The organism is Helicobacter mastomyrinus, from assembly GCF_039555295.1.
Classification (GTDB): Bacteria; Campylobacterota; Campylobacteria; order Campylobacterales; family Helicobacteraceae; genus Helicobacter_C; species Helicobacter_C mastomyrinus.
Genome location: NZ_CP145316.1, coordinates 1,640,942 through 1,661,711, shown reverse-complemented (window position 1 = coordinate 1,661,711; position 20,770 = coordinate 1,640,942). Strand labels below are relative to the sequence as shown.

The window sequence follows — 20,770 nt, the reverse complement described above, 5'->3', positions numbered from 1 at the left end:
TATGCACACTAGAGTTATCAATTTTGCTACCTACTCAAGCCTAAGGATTGGCTCACCCCTTGAAGTCCATCTCATACAAACTCCCCAAGATGCGCTTTATGCATTTTCTCATAATATGCTACTTATTGGTAAAGCAAACAATCTCCTCATCTCCCCTCACGCAGCAAATCTTGCTATGCTTGATGAAAATTTCTCCTATCTCACAGAGGAAGAGACATATATCGAAGTAGGCGGTGCATATAGCTCAAATGGTATTTTCCGCTATTTTAAATCTCATAATCTCATGGGAGTAGAGTTTCTCCAAGCCTTACCGGGTAGTTTAGGAGGGCTTATCAAAATGAATGCAGGAATGAAAGCCTATGAAATCGCCCAAAATCTTATGGAGATTAATGTCAATGGCACGTGGCATAAAACCTCGCATTTTCCTATGATGTATCGTAATAGCGGCATAGAGGGCGTTATCCTCGCTGCAAGATTCCATAAGATTGAAGGGTTTAATCACACACTTCTAGCGCAATGCAATGCCCTGCGCAAACACCACCCTAAAGAGCCAAGCTGTGGCAGCTGCTTTAAGAATCCTAAAGGTGATTATGCTGGCAGACTTTTAGAATCTGTAGGCTTAAAGGGGTATGCTATTGGCAATGCTGCCTTTAGCGATAAGCACGCAAATTTCCTTATCAACAAAGGCAAGGCGACTTTTGATGACGCCCTAGCCCTTATCGCCCTTGCTAAGAGGCGCGTATTTGAATCAAGCGGCATTATGCTTGAATGTGAAGTGCAGATTTTGCAATGAGGTGAGGGATTTATTATTTCTACGCTGTTTCGATGTAAATCGCTGCGTAGTCTTGTTCGCGTGGAATGAATCCACGCTTCACGCCATTCAATCCCATACACCCGTAAGCGTTTATCCACACCCGCAAAAGGGATTTAATCTCACAGTAGCAAAGGCATAGTAGAATAGAATTTTAATGAGGGGGTTGCAATTCAAGTAATGTAATCTCACGCTCACTGCCTATACGCATAGGGGGTCCCCAGAATCCTGTGCCTTGCGAGACATACACTTTTGTTTGGTGGAGATTCTCTAACGTGTGTAAGCCAGAGATAAAAGGCTGCTGCAAAAGCATAGCAAGAGAGAAGGGGAAGATTTGCCCTCCGTGCGTATGTCCGCTCACTACTAAATCCACATTATCATAAGGGGCTTTAAGATAGCTAATCACCTTTGGTTGATGTGAAAGCAGTATGGTGGGAAGGCTAGGGTCAATATCTGCAAATGTGGCTTCAATATTGGGTTTTAAATATTCCACATTACCACGCCACCCCATGAAGTCAGCTATCCCTGCAATATTGAACGTATTATCAAATGTGTAGCTTTGATTGATAAGTATATGGAATCCTAAGGATTTAAGCTTAGCAAGGATATTTTCTACATCGTGAAAATATTCGTGATTCCCCAATACATAGAAAATCCCGTCATTTGCCTTGAGATTGGCTAACTCATCTACGGCTTTTTCCACATTTTTAAGCGGTGCATCTACAATATCGCCTGTGAGGAAAATCATATCCGCTTCAAGTGCGTTTGTCATCTCTACAATTTGCTTAACTTTACTCTCCTCCATTAACCCACCGATATGCACATCGCTTAGCACAGCTATTTTAAAGCTCGTGCTAAGCCCTTCAATTTGTATGACTTTATGGACAATATCAGGCTTTCTTGTACCATTATAAGTGCCAAAAACAAGCATAATGAGGCTTAAAATAAAAATACCAACCTTTGCCCTATGCCTCCAGCGAGAACGTGCGGATTTTGTGCGTAGGGTCATAATGATAAGAGAGCAGCATTGATATAAAAAGGCAGCCATCGCAAATAAAAAGGTAATGCCTAAACAAAGTGAAAGCAGGAAGTAAATGGCCTGTGGCACATTGGCGCTATCGCGTAAAAAGAGATAGGCAATGCAGTAAAGGGTATTCAAACAAGTAAAGACTTTCCATACCAAACGTGCAAAGGGCTTAATAGAAAGCGATTTAAGTAATGCTTTATAAATGTAGATATGAAGCACGATGAATACAAGTGAGCCTACAAAGGGGAAAATGGCATTTTGCATTTGCGCAAATTGAGGTATATCCTGCATATATGTTCCTCACACAGAAAGTTTAAGCACAGCCACACAAAGCAATGCTATGATAATATAAATAATCCCTTTAAGTTTTGGTTAATCTTTAAATCCACTTACAAGCATAGCAAATCCCCGTAGATTCCTTTAATAAAGGATACCCTATAAAGGGCAATGAGTATATGGGGCAATAATAACCTTAAGCGTTTAGAGCTTCTTTGGCGTATTTTTCACCTAGTTCAAAAGCCTTTTTGTTTGCCTCCTGCACTTTAGCAGGGACTTTTTCTATCATCGTCTCAAAGACTAAATCCCTATCTACGCATTGAGTGAAAGCCGTAGTAATAGCAAGGGCTACGACAGATTGGGTTACGACATTACCTACTTCTTCTTTGGCAATGGTGATAATGGGGATTTCATAAATCTTAAACTTCTTTTTGTCCTCTTCACTAGGGCGCACGAGATTTGGTTCTACAACAATCACGCCACCCTCTTTCACGCCACTCTTAAAGGAATCATAGCTCACTTGAGCGGTGGAAAGCATAAATTCAATTTCCCCTTCATTGGCATAAGGATAGAGAATCTCCTCATCACTTAGCAAAATATCCACCTTTGTGGGTCCTCCACGCACTTGGCTTGTGTAAGTAGCTGCTTTAACACCATAGCCCTTGTCTTTAATCTGGGCTTCAGCGAGAATCTCACCCGCTAGGAGAACACCTTGCCCTCCTACTCCTGTAAATCGTAATTGATGCATCATTTTGTGCTTCCTCCTTTGGCTTTAGCTTGAGCTTTTGCAATCACGCCATCATAGGCTTGTGTGTATTCTATTCTGTCTGTTTCGTGTTTTAGCACACCTGTGGGAAATTTACCCACGCGCTCTTCGGGCGGGAGTGTGTCAAATTTATTTTTAGAAACAATGCGAGATTCTATCCATTTGAGCATTGAAGTCGCTTCTCCCATTTTATTTTTTCGCCCTAGGTTAATGTGGCAGTTGCTATGAATATCAAAGAAGCTAAAGCCCTTATGTGTGAATCCCTCCATAAGCACCTTTTCAAGCTTCTTAGGATTAAGCACACTCTCTCTTGCGACAAAACTCGCTCCTGCTGCGCTTGCCACCTCGCAAGGGTCAAAGTTAGGGTCAATATTGCCATATTGAGCCGTAACTGTCCAAAAATCCTTTGGTGTAGTAGGGGAAGTTTGAGAATTAGTAAGCCCATAAATAAAGTTGTTAATCATCACAAGATTCAAATCGATATTGCGTCTGCAAGCGTGAATGGTGTGATTACCCCCAATTGCCATAGAATCCCCATCACCAGAGATGACAATCACCTTTTTATCAGGATTAGCAAGTTTAATGCCTGTGGCATACGCCATTGTCCTCCCGTGTGTAGTATGCACGGTATTACAATTCACATACGAACTAAACCGCCCAGAGCAGCCAATACCGCTTACGATACATACATCATTCATATTCCACCCAAGCGCGTCAATGGCACGTATAACACTTTTAAGAATCACGCCATCTCCACAGCCCCAACACCAAAGTGTAGGCATTTTATCCATTCGCAAATATTCTTCGTAATTAAAAGCCATCTTACATCTCCTTGATTTTTGTGATAATCTCTGTGGGTGAGATACTGCGCCCATTTGCCTTGCCCAAGAAAGTAACATCTCTTTGCATAATACGCTCAATCTCTTGCTTATACTGCCCTTTGTTTAACTCAATAACAAGAATCTTTTTGAACTTCTCACCCAGTGCTTTAAGCTGCTTAGCAGGGCTAGGCCAAAGCGTAATGGGGCGGAATAGCCCTACTTTAATGCCATTTTTACGCAAGTTGGCAATAGCCTCTTTGACAGAGAGAGAAACAGAACCATAAGCGATAATCACAATTTCTGCATCATCAAGCTGAAATTCCTCATATTCAACAATATCATCTATATGAGATTCTATTTTGTTAAAGAGTCGATCGATGAGGTTTTGAGAGAGTTTTTCATCTTCAGTGGGGAATCCACTTCCGCCGTGATGAAGCCCTGTAATATGGTATTTGTAGCCTTTAAAAAATGGATTAAGAATAGCAGCTTCATCTTGGGGTACTGCATAGGGCTGATAATCCTTAGGGTCGCCTGTGAATACTCTGCGATTATAGATAGTTGGCTCAATGTCCTTAAAATCCGGAATAAGCGTTTTACCATGCATATGCCCGATAGTCTCATCAAGGAGCAAAAATATAGGGGTCATATATTTTTCGGCTAAATTAAAAGCGCGGATAGTTTGCGTATAGGCTTCTTGGAGATTCCCAACAGCAATAGCAACAGAGCAGAAATCTCCGTGGCTTGGCGATTTAGCCTGATTTATATCACCTTGTGATACACGTGTGGGTAATCCCGTAGAGGGTCCTCCACGCATTACATCAACAACAACAAGCGGAATCTCCGCCATAAAGCCATAACCAATTTGCTCAGATTTGAGTGAAATGCCCGGTCCAGATGTGGCTGTCATAGCCTTTACACCAGTCATTGAAGCGCCTAAAGCCACAGCAATACCGCTGATTTCATCTTCCATTTGAATGAATTTCCCCCCGATTTTTGGCAACTCCACGCTCATTTCGTGAGCGATTTCACTTGATGGCGTAATAGGATACCCGCCAAAAAACCGACAACCAGATTCTATCGCAGCGAGTGCGACAAGCTCATTTCCTCCTGTAATTAACTCACGCATATTCTCTCCTTATATTATATTGCCATAAATTTATTTTCTTTGATTTTTGCCGCTCTCTCTTGCGCTTCTTTGCTGACTTTAGCAAATGTAAATTCTGTCTTGTCAGCGACAAAAATAGCAAAATCTGGGCAATGTAGCTCACATTCCCTACAGCCAATACAACTTTCTGGATATGCTACGGAGATTATCTTGCCTAAAATTTTGTGTTCGTCCTTTCTCATACCTAACACTCCGCTTGGGCAAAGCGATACACATACATCACACGCCTTACAACGTGTCTCATCAATCCATACCGGCACATTTTGCGGTGCTTTTTTAATTCCCATTTTCCCTTCCTTTCTTTTGTTTAAGATTAACGCGTATCTTAGATTCCCTCTTTTAACAATCCGTTATTTTTAAGAATCTCAACTTGTTTTTTAACACCCTGTGCGGAAATACTTAACATTTCCTGCTCTTGCTTATTAAGTGATAATTCTACAATATGCTTTACTCCTTTTTTGCCAAGTTTGATCGGAAGCCCGATATAAATATCTTTTATACCATATTCTCCCTCTGTATATACGCTACATACGAGTGTATCATCATTAGATGTAGCAAGATGCTCAAGTATTTTCACCACCCCACTAGCAGGAGCAAAATAGGCACTTCCTTTTTGGTAGCAACTGACAATTTTCGCACCACCCTGTTTTGTTTCCTTTAATACAGATTCGCGCATAGCTGGAGTGAGTATTTCATCAAGACTTTTGCCATCACACATAGAGTGTCGCAACAGCGGCAACATCTCATCATTATGTGCGCCTATCACAAAAGATTCAATATGTTTATTGAAGTCATCAAGAATCGCTTTGCTCTCATAAGCAAGTCTAGCCCCATCAAGTAATCCTGCCATACCAAAAACACGGCTTTTATCAAATCCGCTCCATTGCTTTGCCACAAGACACATTACATCAAGTGGATTGGATACAACAATAAGCATTGCAGATGGTGCTACTCTAGCGATATTTTGGGCAATCTCTTGCATAATGTGAGCATTTTTAAGCAACAAATCATCACGACTCATATCTAGTGTGCGTGGGAATCCTGCACTGATAATAACAACTTCACAATCTGCAAGCTCTTCATAAGATTCGCAACCCTTAACACACACAGGAATATCAAACATCGCTGCAGCTTGAGATATATCAAGTCCAACGCCCTTACAATGAAGAGAATCAATACTAAAAAGAAGGAATGTTTTTGCAACTTGTCGCATTGCACCTAAAAACGCGATATGAGAGCCGACATTGCCAGAACCACCTACAATACCAACCTTATTGAACATCTATTCCTTCTTTCCCTAAAAGACAAAAATTTGTTTTGTTTTATTATAGAAACATAAAAGTTAAACAAAAATTTTAACTTGCTAACTATGAAACAATTTAACTTAAAAGCAAATTAAAAATTAAAAATGGCTTCGATGTTCTTCATAAGTTTTACTAAATTTATGTGTGCCTGTGTTTCTATCTCGCACAAAATAGAGATAATCTACTTGCGCGGGGTTAAAAACTGCCTCAATAGCCTGTAAGCTGACACTTCCTGCAGGATAGGGTGGCACACCTTTGTATTTATAAGTATTATAAGGGCTTGTATCATTGCGGATTCGCTCGGGTGTTACTTTACTATGTGAATACTGCCCGTAATTAAGAGAGCCATCCATCTGTAAGGGCATATTTTTTTTCAAACGATTAAAGACTACGGCAGCTACAAGGGGCATTTCTTCATTATTTGCTGCTTCTTTTTGTACCACAGAAGCAATTGCCACTTTTTGAAACCATTCTTTTTGATTATATGCTCCAAGGAGTTTAATGGCATTCTGCTCGTGTTTTTTTATAGAAGTTTCATAAAGAGTGAGCATCATCTCATCTTCATTCATACCAATAGGCAGCTGATAGGTATCGGGGAAAATCACGCCATCAGGATATGGAAAATACTTGTCGTAGGCTGTTTGTAGCTCACCAATGGAGAGATTAAAAGTCTGTGCTAAAACGCGGATAAAAAAATACATCGTCTCACCCGGAATCAAAGTAACTTCCTTTGTCGCAGCCTTTGAGCTAACAAGAGCCTTAAAAAAAGCACCCTTAGGCAATATCTCATTTTTCATATCAATGAATCCACTTTGAGGCTGTCCTAAAAAATGGATAAAAAGCGTATCGAGCTTATTGAAATGCCCTCCATTGTCATTTAAGTATGCTATAATCTTATTCAGTGAGCCTTTAGGCAGATTTAGTATTCGTTCAGTTTGCACGGGTTGAAGCAAATAAAATAAAACGGTTATAGCAATGATAAAAATAAAATCTAAAAATATTGCAAGTATTTTTGTTTTTTTGGGCATTGTACTTACACTCTCTGTAATGGGATATAAGATTCTCTCCAATGGTGTCTATAGCCCTTCACTCACGCTTGGAAAGATTCAGATTGATGGATTGTATCTTAGATTAAATAACAAGCTGATTTTGAGTATTAATGAAATCAATCTCTCAGCATTGCAAGCCTCTCAGGCATTAGAAGAGGAAGATGAAGAAGATGATATAAATGCTGATGAGGTGCTTACTTGGATTAAGCGATTTTTATTTGTGCTTTCATACTTTGAACAAATTGATATAGAAAATATTGTTTTAAATGATAATCATAAACGCAGTGTGCATTATGACGGGGTGGAATATAGCATTAACACGCCAAAGGTTCTAGCAAAATTTGCAGTTGAAAACGATAGTAAAGCAACACAATTGCATATTACACAGCTTGAAATTATTCGATTTGGCATACAAATACAAGGCAACCTTTCTTATCAAGGTGTAAAAAAAACTCTTGAGATGGATATAGCTATTTCGCCTAAAGAACCCACTAATGATGTAGAGCAGCCTACTCTCTATATACGTGCCATTACAGATTTTTATAAGATTGATTTGGAGGCTTCATCATCACATCTTTATAATCTTGAAAGCATTAAGCCCTTTATCACAAAGCTCAAAAATAAGACACTCAATGATTGGCTTTTTAAAAATGTGCATTATGATGTGTTAAAACTTCACGCTTTGCGGTTTCAAAGCACATTTGATAAATATTTTTTTACCAAACTTCAAAAAACACTCGAGCTTGATTTAGCTATAGAATCTCCTAAAATATATCTTGCTCCTCATCTTCAGCCTATTACAGCTACACGTATAATCGTATATATGCGTGATGAGAACTTGCATTTTTTACCCAAAGAACCATTTTTTGCAAATACTAACCTAGAGGATTCTAGCGTTACAATCAGCAATATCTTTACACAACCGCTTGGGGTTAAAATCTCTATTGCTTCACAAAATGCAGCCCTTAGCGATGAGCTAGCCAAACTTTTAGAAGTATATGATGTGAAGCTTCCTATAAGAAGTGTAGATTCTACCCTAAATGTTAAACTTGATATCGATGTGCAAAATAACAAAAAAGGCACAAATGTATGGCTCAATGGCAATATTGGTGCTCCACATACAACTTTAGTTCTAGGGAATCAAAGGCTTATACTCCATAATTTACAGCTTGTCTTGGCACATAAAGCCACTCAAGGATATATACAGATTCTCAATACCAAAGTTGATTATGCTAAAAGCATACAGGGGACATTGAATGTGTTATGGAATCTGCAAGATTCTACATTAAATGGAAATTTTTTAATCGATAAGTTTGCGCTTAATTCTACTGCATTTACCCACAATATAGAGACGCTTAAAATTCCCGAAGGAAGCGATGAACTGACACAGCGGATTATTCAAGCTATTTATGAAGATTCTAAAAAAGGTATGAGTGAGGATATTTTACACATTGATGCCAATGAACTTAAAAAAATTACATTTACAGGCAATCTTGGTGGGGAACATAAAAATATCACTCTGCCTGATTTTGGACTCAATATAAATATAGGCGATAGCAGTATATTTGAATTAAGCGATATAGCTAAGATATATCGTTATTCGCCTATGTTACGCTTTTTTGAAATCCCTAAGGGCTATATAAAAATACAAACCAAAGATTTTGAAACATTTGCCATAAATGGAGAGGTAGAGGATCTAAAATATCCCCTTTATGATAAAACAGGAAAAAAACTAAGACATTATGTACTTGAAGGCGTGATTAACCCAAAGGGCATATTTATTGGCTCACAGGATAAAAAATTTCGTTTTATTAAAGAGGGCAATATTGTCAAACTCATATTAGATGGCTATAACTTACGTATCGATGAGGTGTTTTCAAGCTCTGTCCCTCTCCTTGCTCAAATCAATCAAGAAAATGAAGTAAAAGAATCGCTCACGCCAGAGCAAAGACAGGAGCAAGAAGCATTTTTAAGGGCTAAGCAATCTTATGAGCAGAAAAATAATATCTCCCCTCATATTACCTATGTCGAAGCAGCTAATATGGACTTTTATTTACAAGATTATATGATTCCATCAGACTTCGCATCTATAGCTATACGCGATGGTCTGATACGTGCGGATATTACCTATGGTAATGGTGTGGCAAATGTCGATATGGCATATTCTCAGGCTAATTTACGACTAAGTAACTTTAGCGATAAATTTCTTAATCAAGTATGGCAGAGAGATATTTTTAGCGGAGGGCTTTTTAACTTTAAGGGTGTTTATAATGATGGGGCATTAAAAGGGCAAATTAGTGTGCAGAATACAACATATAACGATTTATCTATTGTGCAAAATATCTTAGCGCTCATTGATACTATTCCAGCATTGCTTACTTTTAGAAAGCCCGGACTTGGTGCTAATGGCTATGAAATCAAAAAAGGCACAATAGATTTTATGATTAATAATGAATTTTTGGTGCTTGAGAATATCGATTTAGTAGGTAGCTCTATTGACGTAGAGGGCGGTGGATTAGTAAAGCTTAATACAAAAGAATTAGATGTAGTACTTAAGGCTTCTACACTCAAAAGACTAGCAGATATTATTGATAAGATTCCACTTTTTGATTATGTGATTTTGGGAGATGATGGGAAATTTGCCACAGGGATTGTAATGAAGGGCACATTAGATAACCCTAAGAGCGAAGTGAGTGTGGCAGAGGATATTTTATTTAGCCCATTTGAAATGGTAGGGAGAATCTTAAAGCCTGTGGATAATTTTTTAGGTAATCTTTCAAATGCGCTCGAATCAGGCGTAGAATCCCTACCCATACCGGAAAAAGAACGAAGTATAAATATACCCGATACACCTATGGAACCTGAACAAGATTCTCAAAAAATAGATACACAACAGCCAGCTTTAGAGGAAAAAGAGTTAGATTCCTTATTGAATGAACCCAATCTACCACAAGAAGAGGAAGAAGCATTAGATGAGAAAGAATAGGACAAGCTGTTTTTGGATAGAATCCATTATGCCTTTGCTATTGTGCGAATCGCACCGCATTCGCACGGGGTGCTAATCCACACTTGTAAAAAGGGGTCGTAAGATTACCCGCAATTACCCCTAATAAATGGCAAAGCCGCAAGGACAAAGTAAAACTTCCTGTAAACTAAGGCTTTGCCTTAGTTTTACTTTGTAGGATTTCATCATGCGCACAAAGTATTCGTTGGATACCCTCCCGCTCGACACTTGCAAACTCATTTTCTAAGGCATAGAATCTCTAATCTATCCTATTTTCTTTTTTCTATAAAATAATGTGGGGGTGGGGACGAGAGAGATATCCAACAAGCCAACCTCGCATACCAGTAAAATTATGTAGTAGCGATAACCACAATAGTGTAAAATACGATAAAAATATGTAAAGGATATACTATGACACTCTATGATTGTGCATTGGGAAGTAAATGCAGGATTCTTGATTGCAAAACACAAGATGAAGCCTTAAGAGATAGATTTATCTCTTTTGGGATTACAAAAGATAAAGTATGTCAGGTGCTAAGCCATTCTATTGGGCGTTTAGCAGTGGCAGTGCTGATTGAAGGCACACGGGTGGCTTTGCGAGACAATGAGGCAAAAATGATTATTGTTGAGCCACTTAAGTAATGCTAGGGGTTATGTAATGGCAGATTCTAAAACAAAAGCAACATTTAAAAAATGCAAGAAAAAAGATGTGCAGACTATCAAAGCACTCTTTTTAGAGCATTATGCTAATGCAAAAACAGAGCTTGTGTATCATAATTTATATGAATTACTTGTTTGCGTAATGCTTTCAGCTCAATGCACCGATAAACGTGTGAATCTCGTTACCCCTGCACTTTTTGCAGCATTTCCTAATGTAGAGAGCTTAGCAAAGGCGGATATAGAAGAGATAAAAGCACTGATTAAATCTGTTTCGTTTTTTAACAATAAAGCAAAACATCTTAAGGCAATGGCAAATCAGGTGATGAATGAATTTAATGGGGCGATTCCTACGACACAAACAGAGCTAAAGAGTCTTGCAGGTGTGGGGCAAAAGACAGCCAATGTCGTGCTAATAGAATTTTTAGAACAAAATTATATGGCGGTAGATACGCACGTATTCCGTGTGTCTCATCGCTTGGGCTTAAGCGGGGCAAAAAGTGCAAAGCAAACAGAAGAAGAACTCACACTTTTGTTTCAAACACACCTTGCTACGCTTCATCAAGCATTTGTGCTGTTTGGGCGATATACGTGCAAAGCATTAAAACCGATGTGTGAAGAATGTTTTGTGAGTGCATTTTGTCAAAACAAATCAAACTTCAAGCCCGCTTGAGACAAAATATTATATAATACATAACATTTCATTTTACGACATTAAAGGTGGTAAGCAATGGATATTATTCATAATAGTTTTTTTGATGTTGTGCAAAATAGCATTAGTAAGACACCTCGCGATTCTATTATGCCGCTTAAAAAGGGATATTTAAGCAAAATTAGTATGCTTGGGACACATAATGATGTATTTTTGATTTTCAACAAAGCCTTTTTACGACTTTTTTGTGCTGCGTTTTTGAGTGATGAGAATCCTGATGAGCAAACACTTGAAGATATGGCAAAGGAACTAGCCAATCTTGTTGTAGGGAGAGCAAAAGTGATGACACAAGAGGTGGGAAAGAATTTTAATATCTCTACGCCTGATTATTTAGGACATCGTCTAATTAAAAATTATGATAAGGGGCTGCATTTTCGATTAGGAGCAGGACGATGCAGTATTTATATGCGGCGAACATATTAAACAGAAGATAAGGAGTTGCAATGGCGGGAGAAAGCATTTTAGATAAACAACGTATCCATACAGCTAAGGAAATAGAGCTCGCTACATATCTTGAAGATATGATGAAAAATTATAGTGGGCTTTTAGATATGGGGGTGTTATTCAATGCTGAACTTGGCAATGCAAAAATTTCTTTAGGAGAGATTTTACGTTTTGAGAAAGGCTCTATTATCGATCTTGGGAAACCTGCAGGTGAAAGCATAGAGATTTTTGTAAATGGTCGTATGGTGGGTAAAGGCGAAGTGATGGTATATGAGCGCAATCTTGCCATTCGTATTAATGAGATTTTAGATTCAAATGCCATTGTATATTATCTCACACGTGAGTTTCAAGTGTAGATTCAAAAAATAAGCAAGGATATTACTATGAAATGGCATATTGTATTTTTATGTTATATATGTATGATACAAATGCTCTATGCAGATATAGAAGTGCGTAATATCGAGCTAAAACAGAAGGGTGAGACATTAGAGATTTTTCTCAACCTTTCTAGTGTATATGAGAAGTCTCCATATCTTACCCAACAAGATGGCTATAAGGGCGTAATCTTCCCAAATCTAGGGGCAAAAGCATATAATGAAAGTTTTAAGAATTTTTTTATAACCCAAGTGCAGATTTTTAATATACAAGAAAGCCTCTATATACTTGGTGTAGGCGATACACGATTTATTGATGTAAATGTAAGTAAAACGCCTCATATTTTAAAAATTGTTTTTCAAAGGGTTACTCCTCCTCCAAGCGAGATTGATAAACTACTGCAAACATCTTATTCATCACAGATTCCAAATATCAATATAATCCAGCAGCCTATTACCCCTACACCTCCGATCTTAGACATAAAAACTGATAGTCTAATGAATATACTACCCTTCAAAAATGATTTAGGGCTCGATACGTGGCGATATGTAGCTGTGCTTGGAGTAATGGCTTTTTTAGTGTTAATATTATGGATAGTCAAACGCTATGTCGTGCATAAAAAACAATTTAGTAGCTATTTTGATACCCTTGCGTATAAAAAAGATGTATTTGATCCAACAAAGATAGAGGTTATCTCCCAAAAGCATATAGATTCTAAAAATAGAATCCTCACCATACAATCAAATGGTTATCGTTATCTAATACTCATTGGAGCGACAAGCACGACACTTATTGATCGTTATCTTATTCCTCAAAACATCACTCACGAGGAAAAGTCACGTTTTGATGATCAATTTGCTAAACTCTTAGAACAAAAGCAAGAGCGGCTTTCTAAGTATCTTCACAATAAGAGCGATAAGCTATAATGGCGCAAACATACCCTATCATCTTGCGGTATAGGCATTCACATTTGTGGTTATGGCTGCTCATTTCTGCCATTATACATATACTTATACTGATTTTACTCTTTGTGCGCTTTGAATCTATGCAGTTTAAGAAAGGCGCATCGCAAAATCCACATATGAAAGTGGCGGGATTCCAAATTCTAGGAGGGAATGAATACCCCCAAGAATCTCAAGAACCCAATATGCCATCTCCCGCACCTTCTGCTCCTCCATCTGCAAAATCACAAATAAATAAGCAAATGGGGAAAAACTTTGACTTACGATCTTTAAGCCTTTATGATGGTAAGAGCAGAACACCACAAGATAACACTGTTAGCACATCAAGCCATATCAAAGCTCTAGCAAAATTCCCAAGAGTGGATCATATCACCAAAAGAGATATTGAAGATCTTTATGGAGAGGAATTTGGGGATTATGGAATAGCTGAGCAAGAGTTTTTAGTGAATAATTTACGAGATATAGGGCGCATTACGCAGCGGTATTTGCAATATCCACCAAGTGCTGCGCGGCTAGGGCAACAGGGCGTAAGTGCAGTGGAGTTTTACCTCCACCCTAATGGCGATATTAGCGGATTAAAAGTGATTGTCTCGAGTGAATATATGCTTTTAGATCGCAATAGTAAGCGCACAATTGAAATTGCCTATAAGGATTACCCACACCCAAGCACAAAAACCAAAATCCGCATTTTTGTAACCTATGGATTATATTATTATGGATACTAAATTGCTTATTTGCCAATATATAACACATATTGATACATAAATATTAAGTGGCTAAATAGCGAAAATTTCATAAAAACCCTTTTTATTTTTGACACTCTCTTTTGGTTTAATTTTAACGCAAAAGGAAAGAGCATAAAAAGGATTCTATTAAGTGGAGCAGTAGTAATGCTCTTAGCAGGTTGTAGAGAGGATAAACTCGCACGAGAAGATATTGTATGTGTATTTGATAATGCTTATAATAGGGATTTTGGTGGCACAACCCCAACACAAGAGAGCGTGTTTAGTTGCACCAATAAAGCAGGAGGAAAGGATAAGCGATGTCTTAGAAGTAGATAAAAGTGATAAAGACAGGAAAGATATAAATAAAGTCTATTTTAAAGATGGGTTAAGTACAAAATACAAAAGAGAATGGGATAATAATAAAGGCAACAAAAGAGGAAGCTCTCTTTGAAAATAGTAAATTTTCTAAAGGAGTGGTAAATGGCAAAGAAGAATATGCAAATTATACTACATATGCAATCAAAAACATTGTTCCCAAAAATAATTTTATGGCAAGGGAATCTCTTGCCATAAAATTCCTATGAGTAAATAACTTCCAATTTCCCTATATTTTACGCTATAACCCCTCAACAATACTAAAAGAGCATTACTTACCATAGGCTTATTATTATCCATAAGCATAAATACCATTAAGGCAAACTTACCTGTTATAGATATACGCTCTATCGCTCAATCTATTTTGCAATATTCGCAAATGGTGCAAGAATTTGTCAAATATGAAGCAGAATTAAGAGCTTTGGGCATAGGATCCAGGGAGAGTAGGCAGTATTTTACAAGGTTTAGATGATATAGGTAGAGACCTTACAAGCGACATTGATAGCCTTAATAAAGAGCCAAATGAATTTACAAAGATACTTGAAAACGAGTGAGATTGTCAAAGCACCTCAAAGATTCTTGCGGTTGATAGCTGCATAATAAGCTAGAGTTTTAAATATACACAAGGAGTGAGAAATGAATAAATTATAATTATGGGGGGGGGGGTGTTTTCTCCATTACGCAGCTTGATGGTATTACTTTTTGCCTTTCCTTTTGTAGACATATTGCTTCCGCTTATGTGTGTTTATAGAATCTACCACATAGTCCGTAGGGGCGATAGCATAGCAGTATTTTGGATAGCATACTTGGCATTGCTTTATGTTATGTTGTAGCATTTTTTATTTTAGGTATGGCAAGTTTTCACTACTTTGTCCCTGCAAATGTGCTAAAGTGCTTATATATGCTCTTTTTCTGGAATCTCTACAAAGAACATATATTGCATAGTATCATCACAAAGTGTATTCACACGCTATGTGCTCTTATTTTTGTTCTTAATATATTACCCCAAAGCTTACATTATTATAGTTTTAATAAGATTCAAATGCACAATTACGAAGTGGCATTGCATTTTTTACCGACTATGCTACTACATCAGCACAAAAACCAAAAGTGCATTTCTATGGATTTTATGATAGTGGATATAATCAGTGGGCGTATGCAGCCTATTATACACTTTTATCTCTATTGAAGGGGAGATAGAATTGAAGCCACAAAAAGCGCTATCTCTGCTTTTTGTGGCTTTGGGTGATGTGTTTATTGATGATAAAATAGCAAATACATCGCTCTCACAATATGAAATTCTCTTTGAAAGTAAACATTATAGCTCTATATACCCCATTACAATCTTATAAGCTTAGGAGCATATCTTTTGCAATACATAGGTATAAGCCATACTCTAAGCAATAAGGGCAATATCTTTAGGCTGCCTCAGCAGGTTTATGTTCTTAAAGTTTCTTAGTCTTGTAAAAAATCTTTTAGAATCTCCGCGTGAAGCACGACTTCGAATGTGAGAATCTCATATCGCGCGAGATTGTGCCGCGTAAAAGGGTCATTTTGAGAAAAGGTTATTGCCTCATCTTTACTTGCAAATTTACCGATGATAATCCCGCCATCTTTTGGGATTCTAGGACCTGAAGCAAGTAAAAAGCCCTTTTCATAGCCCATTTTAAGATAAGTGCGATGTTCATCTAATCGCTTAAGGATTTCCTCAAATGGCTGTGTATAATGCACGAGACAGACAAAAAGCTGTGGCATATTTTCTCCTTTTATTGATTTGAAGCTAGGGGTGGCTTTTCGCCCTCTTTATAGTTTTTGAAAATATCTTGGGTGATTTTATAGCTGCAAAATTTTGGTCCACACATAGAGCAAAATTCCGCGTCTTTAAACACTTCTTGGGGCAATGCCTCATCGTGAAATTCTCTCGCTCTCTCCCCATCTAATGCTAATTCAAATTGTCTATTCCAATCAAAGCTATACCTTGCATCACTCATCGCATCATCTCTATCTCTTGCACCCACTCTGCCTCTTGCAATATCTGCGGCGTGTGCGGCAATTTTATAAGCGATAATGCCCTCTCGCACATCATTTGCATTAGGTAGTCCCAAATGCTCCTTTGGCGTTACATAACAAAGCATTGCCACGCCCTTCCACGCAGCTACACACGCCCCAATTGCACTTGCGATATGGTCATACCCCGCAGCAATATCTGTAACAAGCGGTCCTAGCACATAGAAAGGTGCCCCATTGCAAAATTGCTTTTGCAATTCCACATTGCGTTCAATTTGATTAAGCGGGACGTGTCCGGGTCCTTCTATCATCACCTGCACGTCAGCATTATAGGCTCTTTGTGCAAGTTCGCCTAGCACTTTTAGCTCGGCAAATTGCGCTTCATCACTCGCATCAGCCAAGCAGCCCGGACGCAGAGAATCCCCCAAAGAGAGACTCACATCATATTCTTGACAGATTTTTAGAATCTCATCAAAATATTCATAGAAAGGATTCTGTTTATGATAATGCAACATCCACGAAGCCATCAAGCTCCCTCCACGACTGACAATACCCATTTTGCGTTTTGCTACAAAAGGCATATGCTCTAGCAAAAACCCACAATGAATCGTAAAGTAGCTCACTCCTTGCCTCGCTTGTTTTCGCAGCACTTCTAGCATAGTGTCAATATCAAGCTTTAATACATCATTTTGCACATCATGCAAGATTTGATACATCGGCACTGTGCCAATAGGCACACTTGAAGATTTGATAATCGCCTCTCTAATCTTATCCAAATCCCCACCAGTGCTTAAGTCCATCACCGTGTCCGCACCATATTTGATGGCTGTTTGTAGCTTTGCCACCTCATCATCAATATCCTCTACAATCTGTGAAGAGCCTATATTTGCGTTAATCTTCGTGCGTGTGGCTATGCCAATCCCCATAGGCACAAGATTTCTGTGATTAATATTTGCAGGGATTATGAGCCGCCCACGTGCGACTTCTTTGCGGATTAGCTCTGCCTCTAGATTCTCAATATTTGCAATATAATGCATTTCCTCTGTAATAATGCCATTTTTTGCGTAATAGAGCTGTGTGGGAATGCTATCCTTAGTGCGTTTTTGCATCCATTGTGCTCTCATATAAAACCTTTATTTATGAAGTAAATTTGTTTGTTAAAGTATGGTGTTATACTAATGAAACTTACAAAATATAAAGAAATTCTTTAAAAAAAGTTAAACAATATGGGAATTTAAGTAACAATTTTTAGTTTATTTTTTGTTTTCTAGTGTTAAAATAATATCTTTACTTTGAATAAATCTATTTAGGAATTTATCTTGGATTGGGAAAAAGTTTCACTCATTATGATGGCAGCGGGCGATTCTACGCGGTTTTGCAAGGATTTATCTTGTAAAAAACAGTGGCTTCGCATAGATGAAGAGCCATTATGGCTTGTGGCTACTCGCAAAATACTGCACTATGCTTTTCATCAAGTGTTTATTACTGCCTCACCTGCGGATTATGCGTATATGCGCAGTATGTGTCCTAAACATATAGAAGCAAAAAGTCGATTCTCTATACCTTGCAATATCGTGCAGGGAGGAAATACACGTACACAATCATTGCGTAATGCCTTGCAATGCGTCGATACACCTTTTGTTTTGGTAAGCGATGTCGCACGATGGAATACCCTTGAAGGTTTGCTTGATATGATGGAAAATGAGATAAACCAAGATTCTACAATAGATTGCGTTGTGCCATTTTTGCGCGTGGCTGATACGACTTTTTATCAAGGTGATTACCTTAAAAGAGAGGATATAAAGCTAATCCAAACGCCGCAGTTAAGCAAGGTTAGCATTTTGAGAGAAGCGCTAAAAGATGAAAATAAAGACTTTAGTGATGAGAGTTCAGCGATTCACGCTTTAGGTGGCAAAGTCGCCTTTGTAGAGGGCAGCCCATTGATGAATAAAATTACCTTTGGCAGCGATTTATCCTTTCATATTGCTAAACTCGCACCCCCTAGTTCAAAAACATTTGTAGGACAGGGCATTGATGTGCATATGTTTGAAGATTCTAAACCTATGTGGCTAGGGGGTATAAAGATAGAATCTCCCTTTGGCTTTAAAGCACATAGTGATGGAGATGTTGTCTTACACGCACTTTGTGATGCGATTTTGGGTGCGATTGGTGGAGGTGATATAGGACAGTGGTTTCCCGATACAGATATGGCGTATAAGGGGGCAGATTCTAAAATACTTTTAAAGCAAATTTATACCTTTGCTCAAAGTGTCGGGTATGAGCTACATAATGCAGATATAAGTATTATGGCGCAGATTCCAAAACTCGCTCCCTATAAAGAATCTATGCGTCAATGTATAGCAGATATTTTGCAAGTGCCTCATAGCCGCATTAATATCAAGGCGACCACGACAGAGGGCTTAGGTTTTGTAGGGCGTAAAGAGGGTGTATGCGCTCAAGCACAAGTAAGTATGGGATTTGTCCATTGGGGGCATTTTATATTAAAGGAGGAATTATGAATAAAATCTATCATAAAGAGGAGTGCGTATGAAAGTGTTAATTATTGAAAATGAAATTTACTTGGCACAAAGCATTGCTAATAAGTTAAGCGATTCTCGTTTGGAGTGTATCATAGCCCATTCACTCAAAGAGGTGCAAAAAGACCATTATGATGTGATTCTCGCGTCATTTGGCACCATTAATGAAGGCTATACTGAACTCAGCAAGGCATATCCACAGGCGATTATTATTTTGATGATTGCATATATCAATGATGATACAGTGATTAAGCCATTGCGTAATGGCGTTACAGACTATATTGTGAAGCCTTTTATTGTAGATGAATTGATACGCAAGATTACACATTATAGAACCTATCGAGAGATCAATGAAGAGATTGGATTTTATAGAAATTATTTTAGTTTCATTGAGCGTGAGCTAGGCACACCAGAGCCATTTTTATACAATCCTCCTTTTGTGATTAAGAGCAATGCCCAACGAGGGGCAGATATTTATGCTATGCGATACGCACGGGAAAAACATATACAATTTCATTTTTATTCCCTTAAAGAAGAGATGTGGAAAAGTATTTTTCGTGTGCCACCAAAGAAAAACGAAATCTATTACATTACCAATCTTGAAGAGCTCAAAAAGAGTGAGCGAAAGGACTTTTTAGAAGTAGCCCTCAAATACAATGTAATTGTCTCTATTGTCTCGGGTGAAAAAATTGCCTTTCCTCAAGTGATTGATATCACCCGTCAGACCAACAATATGGAGCTAGGCGGGGAGATTCTCTCTGTAAAAGAATATGAAAAACTCATTATTAGCAAATACGAAAATCGCTATCCTGATATTGAACTAGCCAAAAAGCTTGGTATGAGTCGCAAGAGCCTATGGGAGAAACGTAAGAAATATGGCATTATCCGCAAAAACAAAAGCACTCCCCAAGCCTAAACAATGAAAAACCATAAGCTTATCAAAGATTTGTTTTTAAGCCTTTTTTATAGTGGCTATTCTCCTAAGGCTCCTGGAACGGCAGGAAGCGCACTTGCTACGATACTAGGTGCGCCCATTTTGTATTATTCGCAAGAGAGTTTGTTTTTACTTAGTGTTTTCATAGGGCTTGTGGCAATCAAGCATATTGATTTATATGAAGAGCGCACGAATACACACGATGATAAAAGTATAGTGATTGATGAGCTAGTGGGCGTATGGATTGCTATGTCAATGATTGGATTTGGGCTAATAGAGATTCTTGCGGCTTTTGTGCTATTTAGAATCTTTGATGTTTATAAGCCCTCACTCATTGGTAGAATTGATAGAGAATGCAAAGGAGGGCTAGGTGTAGTGGGTGATGATGCCCTAGCTGGCGTATTAGCAGGCATTACGGGTATTTTATTATTTTTGCTTATAGAAAAACTATCTTTTTGATACAAATAAGCATATTCAAAGCTTACAATTTAAAGCAAAAGTCCCTATGCAGCTCCTAAAAGGAAGAAGTACATTTAAAATCTTAAGCCATAGGAAAGACTATAGGATAACTCGCATAATATCTACCACAAGAGATAGGCTTATTTCATTGTTTAAAAAGGTATATACAGGTAGTTATCACTACCCTCTACTCTATACCTGTAAAATCCCTTAATTTTTGTCTCAATAAACAAATTTGTGTTTTTTTGAGTAAAAGTCTCTATCTATGCCTTTGCTGTTATGACATAATCGCCGCAAAGGTCTTACTTCGCGTGGAATGAAACCACAACCGCAAGGTCTGCTCGGCAATATATGTCTCAC

23 protein-coding genes are annotated in these 20,770 nt (G+C 38.1%); 14 read left to right on the top strand and 9 right to left on the bottom strand.

Features of this window, described 5'->3' with window-relative positions:
• Position 1: 1 nt before the first annotated feature.
• Positions 2–793, top strand: a complete 792-nt coding sequence (locus V3I05_RS08405; RefSeq protein WP_300449420.1) for a UDP-N-acetylmuramate dehydrogenase — start codon at positions 2–4, stop codon at positions 791–793.
• Between the two features lie 172 nt (positions 794–965).
• Here V3I05_RS08405 and V3I05_RS08400 read toward each other — a convergent pair whose 3' ends face one another.
• The 7 genes from V3I05_RS08400 to mltG all read right to left on the bottom strand — a co-directional run bounded on the left by V3I05_RS08400 (position 966) and on the right by mltG (position 7,198).
• Positions 966–2,129 (bottom strand): metallophosphoesterase, encoded by a 1,164-nt coding sequence (locus V3I05_RS08400; protein ID WP_295698405.1) that lies wholly within the window; start codon positions 2,127–2,129, stop codon positions 966–968.
• 181 nt (positions 2,130–2,310) lie between these two features.
• Positions 2,311–2,865 carry a 2-oxoacid:acceptor oxidoreductase family protein gene (locus V3I05_RS08395; RefSeq protein ID WP_295698408.1) on the bottom strand — a complete coding sequence of 185 codons (555 nt, stop codon included), beginning with the start codon at positions 2,863–2,865 and terminating at the stop codon, positions 2,311–2,313.
• On the bottom strand, positions 2,862–3,701 hold the full coding sequence (locus tag V3I05_RS08390; protein WP_300446267.1) for a 2-oxoglutarate ferredoxin oxidoreductase subunit beta: 840 nt from the start codon (positions 3,699–3,701) through the stop codon (positions 2,862–2,864). The genes V3I05_RS08395 and V3I05_RS08390 overlap by 4 nt, the downstream gene beginning before the upstream one ends.
• Before the next feature lies 1 nt (position 3,702).
• A complete protein-coding gene (locus V3I05_RS08385; protein ID WP_295698413.1) occupies positions 3,703–4,827 on the bottom strand; it encodes a 2-oxoglutarate synthase subunit alpha in 1,125 nt (374 codons plus the stop codon).
• Positions 4,828–4,841: 14 nt separating this feature from the next.
• The gene (locus V3I05_RS08380) at positions 4,842–5,153 is read right to left on the bottom strand and encodes a 4Fe-4S binding protein (protein ID WP_295698414.1); all 312 of its coding nucleotides are present in this window, start codon (positions 5,151–5,153) and stop codon (positions 4,842–4,844) included.
• Between the two features lie 38 nt (positions 5,154–5,191).
• Positions 5,192–6,148: a malate dehydrogenase gene (locus V3I05_RS08375; protein WP_300449428.1), complete on the bottom strand. Its 957-nt coding sequence runs from the start codon at positions 6,146–6,148 to the stop codon at positions 5,192–5,194.
• A 120-nt stretch (positions 6,149–6,268) separates the two neighbouring features.
• Positions 6,269–7,198, bottom strand: a complete 930-nt coding sequence (gene mltG / locus V3I05_RS08370) for an endolytic transglycosylase MltG (protein WP_300449431.1) — start codon at positions 7,196–7,198, stop codon at positions 6,269–6,271.
• Between mltG and V3I05_RS08365 the strand changes: the two genes are divergently transcribed.
• The 10 genes from V3I05_RS08365 (at position 7,146) to V3I05_RS08320 (ending at position 15,825) form a co-directional block, all read left to right on the top strand.
• Positions 7,146–10,205 carry an AsmA-like C-terminal domain-containing protein gene (locus V3I05_RS08365; protein ID WP_343353309.1) on the top strand — a complete coding sequence of 1,020 codons (3,060 nt, stop codon included), beginning with the start codon at positions 7,146–7,148 and terminating at the stop codon, positions 10,203–10,205. The two genes, mltG and V3I05_RS08365, sit on opposite strands and share 53 nt — an antisense overlap.
• Positions 10,206–10,634: 429 nt before the next feature.
• Entirely contained in the window at positions 10,635–10,865 is a 231-nt protein-coding gene (locus V3I05_RS08360; protein WP_295698425.1) for a FeoA family protein, read from the top strand.
• A 16-nt stretch (positions 10,866–10,881) separates the two neighbouring features.
• Entirely contained in the window at positions 10,882–11,553 is a 672-nt protein-coding gene (gene nth / locus V3I05_RS08355) for an endonuclease III (RefSeq protein WP_295698427.1), read from the top strand.
• 57 nt (positions 11,554–11,610) lie between these two features.
• On the top strand, positions 11,611–12,015 hold the full coding sequence (locus V3I05_RS08350) for a chemotaxis protein CheX (protein WP_295698430.1): 405 nt from the start codon (positions 11,611–11,613) through the stop codon (positions 12,013–12,015).
• Positions 12,016–12,035: 20 nt separating this feature from the next.
• Positions 12,036–12,392 (top strand): flagellar motor switch protein FliN, encoded by a 357-nt coding sequence (gene fliN, locus V3I05_RS08345; RefSeq protein ID WP_295698433.1) that lies wholly within the window; start codon positions 12,036–12,038, stop codon positions 12,390–12,392.
• A 27-nt stretch (positions 12,393–12,419) separates the two neighbouring features.
• A complete protein-coding gene (locus V3I05_RS08340; RefSeq protein ID WP_295698435.1) occupies positions 12,420–13,337 on the top strand; it encodes a flagellar biosynthetic protein FliO in 918 nt (305 codons plus the stop codon).
• The gene (locus tag V3I05_RS08335) at positions 13,337–14,098 is read left to right on the top strand and encodes a TonB family protein (protein ID WP_343353305.1); all 762 of its coding nucleotides are present in this window, start codon (positions 13,337–13,339) and stop codon (positions 14,096–14,098) included. Before V3I05_RS08340 ends, V3I05_RS08335 begins: the two co-directional genes overlap by 1 nt.
• 165 nt (positions 14,099–14,263) lie before the next feature.
• Positions 14,264–14,434 carry a hypothetical protein gene (locus tag V3I05_RS08330; RefSeq protein WP_295698439.1) on the top strand — a complete coding sequence of 57 codons (171 nt, stop codon included), beginning with the start codon at positions 14,264–14,266 and terminating at the stop codon, positions 14,432–14,434.
• An 832-nt stretch (positions 14,435–15,266) separates the two neighbouring features.
• Positions 15,267–15,662 (top strand): hypothetical protein, encoded by a 396-nt coding sequence (locus V3I05_RS08325; RefSeq protein ID WP_300449437.1) that lies wholly within the window; start codon positions 15,267–15,269, stop codon positions 15,660–15,662.
• A 13-nt stretch (positions 15,663–15,675) separates the two neighbouring features.
• Entirely contained in the window at positions 15,676–15,825 is a 150-nt protein-coding gene (locus tag V3I05_RS08320) for a hypothetical protein (RefSeq protein WP_295698443.1), read from the top strand.
• Positions 15,826–15,928: 103 nt separating this feature from the next.
• Here the strand turns inward: V3I05_RS08320 and V3I05_RS08315 are convergent, their stop codons facing one another.
• Positions 15,929–16,228 (bottom strand): YciI family protein, encoded by a 300-nt coding sequence (locus tag V3I05_RS08315; protein ID WP_300446256.1) that lies wholly within the window; start codon positions 16,226–16,228, stop codon positions 15,929–15,931.
• Between the two features lie 11 nt (positions 16,229–16,239).
• Positions 16,240–17,604 (bottom strand): phosphomethylpyrimidine synthase ThiC, encoded by a 1,365-nt coding sequence (thiC, locus tag V3I05_RS08310; RefSeq protein WP_300731370.1) that lies wholly within the window; start codon positions 17,602–17,604, stop codon positions 16,240–16,242.
• Positions 17,605–17,799: 195 nt separating this feature from the next.
• Between thiC and V3I05_RS08305 the strand changes: the two genes are divergently transcribed.
• Genes V3I05_RS08305 through V3I05_RS08295 form a run of 3 tightly spaced genes read left to right on the top strand, consistent with a single transcriptional unit; the run spans position 17,800 to position 20,410 of the window.
• Complete coding sequence (locus V3I05_RS08305; RefSeq protein WP_370527815.1) at positions 17,800–18,999, top strand: bifunctional 2-C-methyl-D-erythritol 4-phosphate cytidylyltransferase/2-C-methyl-D-erythritol 2,4-cyclodiphosphate synthase; 1,200 nt, start codon at positions 17,800–17,802, stop codon at positions 18,997–18,999.
• A gap of 28 nt (positions 19,000–19,027) precedes the next feature.
• Positions 19,028–19,933, top strand: a complete 906-nt coding sequence (locus tag V3I05_RS08300) for a response regulator (protein WP_300446253.1) — start codon at positions 19,028–19,030, stop codon at positions 19,931–19,933.
• Between the two features lie 3 nt (positions 19,934–19,936).
• Positions 19,937–20,410, top strand: coding sequence for a phosphatidylglycerophosphatase A family protein (locus tag V3I05_RS08295; RefSeq protein ID WP_295698453.1), 474 nt, complete (start codon positions 19,937–19,939; stop codon positions 20,408–20,410).
• The last annotated feature ends 360 nt before the right edge of the window (positions 20,411–20,770 follow it).

Coding starts and splice junctions, on each gene's coding strand:
- V3I05_RS08360 (WP_295698425.1), top strand. CDS start 10,635: ATGACACTCTATGATTGTGCATTGGGAAGTAAATGCAGGATTCTTGAT.
- V3I05_RS08295 (WP_295698453.1), top strand. CDS start 19,937: ATGAAAAACCATAAGCTTATCAAAGATTTGTTTTTAAGCCTTTTTTAT.
- V3I05_RS08350 (WP_295698430.1), top strand. CDS start 11,611: ATGGATATTATTCATAATAGTTTTTTTGATGTTGTGCAAAATAGCATT.
- mltG (WP_300449431.1), bottom strand. CDS start 7,198: ATGCCCAAAAAAACAAAAATACTTGCAATATTTTTAGATTTTATTTTT.
- V3I05_RS08385 (WP_295698413.1), bottom strand. CDS start 4,827: ATGCGTGAGTTAATTACAGGAGGAAATGAGCTTGTCGCACTCGCTGCG.
- V3I05_RS08330 (WP_295698439.1), top strand. CDS start 14,264: ATGCTCTTAGCAGGTTGTAGAGAGGATAAACTCGCACGAGAAGATATT.
- fliN (WP_295698433.1), top strand. CDS start 12,036: ATGGCGGGAGAAAGCATTTTAGATAAACAACGTATCCATACAGCTAAG.
- V3I05_RS08390 (WP_300446267.1), bottom strand. CDS start 3,701: ATGGCTTTTAATTACGAAGAATATTTGCGAATGGATAAAATGCCTACA.
- V3I05_RS08300 (WP_300446253.1), top strand. CDS start 19,028: ATGAAAGTGTTAATTATTGAAAATGAAATTTACTTGGCACAAAGCATT.
- V3I05_RS08335 (WP_343353305.1), top strand. CDS start 13,337: ATGGCGCAAACATACCCTATCATCTTGCGGTATAGGCATTCACATTTG.
- V3I05_RS08405 (WP_300449420.1), top strand. CDS start 2: ATGCACACTAGAGTTATCAATTTTGCTACCTACTCAAGCCTAAGGATT.
- V3I05_RS08395 (WP_295698408.1), bottom strand. CDS start 2,865: ATGATGCATCAATTACGATTTACAGGAGTAGGAGGGCAAGGTGTTCTC.
- nth (WP_295698427.1), top strand. CDS start 10,882: ATGGCAGATTCTAAAACAAAAGCAACATTTAAAAAATGCAAGAAAAAA.
- V3I05_RS08365 (WP_343353309.1), top strand. CDS start 7,146: ATGATAAAAATAAAATCTAAAAATATTGCAAGTATTTTTGTTTTTTTG.
- thiC (WP_300731370.1), bottom strand. CDS start 17,604: ATGAGAGCACAATGGATGCAAAAACGCACTAAGGATAGCATTCCCACA.
- V3I05_RS08340 (WP_295698435.1), top strand. CDS start 12,420: ATGAAATGGCATATTGTATTTTTATGTTATATATGTATGATACAAATG.
- V3I05_RS08315 (WP_300446256.1), bottom strand. CDS start 16,228: ATGCCACAGCTTTTTGTCTGTCTCGTGCATTATACACAGCCATTTGAG.
- V3I05_RS08375 (WP_300449428.1), bottom strand. CDS start 6,148: ATGTTCAATAAGGTTGGTATTGTAGGTGGTTCTGGCAATGTCGGCTCT.
- V3I05_RS08380 (WP_295698414.1), bottom strand. CDS start 5,153: ATGGGAATTAAAAAAGCACCGCAAAATGTGCCGGTATGGATTGATGAG.
- V3I05_RS08400 (WP_295698405.1), bottom strand. CDS start 2,129: ATGCAGGATATACCTCAATTTGCGCAAATGCAAAATGCCATTTTCCCC.